This is a genomic window from Vibrio sp. 1078-1 (assembly GCF_033340475.1).
In genome coordinates this window covers 1-842 of the sequence record NZ_JAWOWM010000184.1, presented here as the reverse complement: position 1 = coordinate 842, position 842 = coordinate 1, and the positions used below count along the sequence as shown (strand labels likewise).

The window sequence follows — 842 nt, the reverse complement described above, 5'->3', positions numbered from 1 at the left end:
GGTGAACTAAGTATCGGTAACTACTTGGGTGCTCTACGTCAATGGCAGCAGATGCAAGACGATTATGATTGCCAATACTGTGTTGTAGACCTTCACGCGGTTACGGTTCGCCAAGATCCTAAAGCCCTACATGAAGCGACTCTAGACGCATTGGCGATCTGTCTGGCAGTTGGTGTTGATCCGAAGAAGAGCACGCTATTTGTTCAGTCACACGTACCAGAGCATGCTCAACTTGGTTGGCTTCTTAACTGTTACACTCAAATGGGTGAACTGAGCCGTATGACTCAGTTTAAAGACAAGTCTGCACGTTACGCGAACGACGTAAACGTGGGTCTGTTTGATTACCCAGTGCTAATGGCAGCAGACATCCTGCTTTACGGCGCACACCAAGTGCCAGTAGGTAGCGACCAGAAGCAGCACCTAGAATTAGCGCGTGATATCGCAACGCGTTTCAACAACATTTACTCGCCAGAAAGCCCAATCTTTACGGTGCCTGAGCCATATATTCCAACGGTTAACGCGCGCGTAATGAGCCTTCAAGATGCGACGAAGAAAATGTCGAAGTCTGATGATAACCGTAAGAACGTTATCACGCTGCTTGAAGAGCCAAAATCGATCATCAAGAAGATCAACAAAGCGCAAACCGATACCGAAACGCCACCAAGCATTCGCCATGATGTTGAAAACAAAGCGGGTATTGCAAACCTAATGGGTCTTTACTCTGCAGCGACAGGCATGAGCTTTGAAGAGATTGAAGCGAAATACAAAGGCGTTGAAATGTATGGCCCATTCAAGAAAGACGTGGGTGAAGCGGTTGTTGCGATGCTTGAGCCAATTCAAGA

General features: G+C 47.4%; 1 protein-coding gene. It reads left to right on the top strand.

Features of this window, described 5'->3' with window-relative positions; all coding sequences use genetic code 11:
* Window positions 1–842: tryptophan--tRNA ligase (gene trpS, locus R7190_RS26470; RefSeq protein ID WP_318137752.1), on the top strand; the 842-nt coding region annotated here is incomplete at both ends.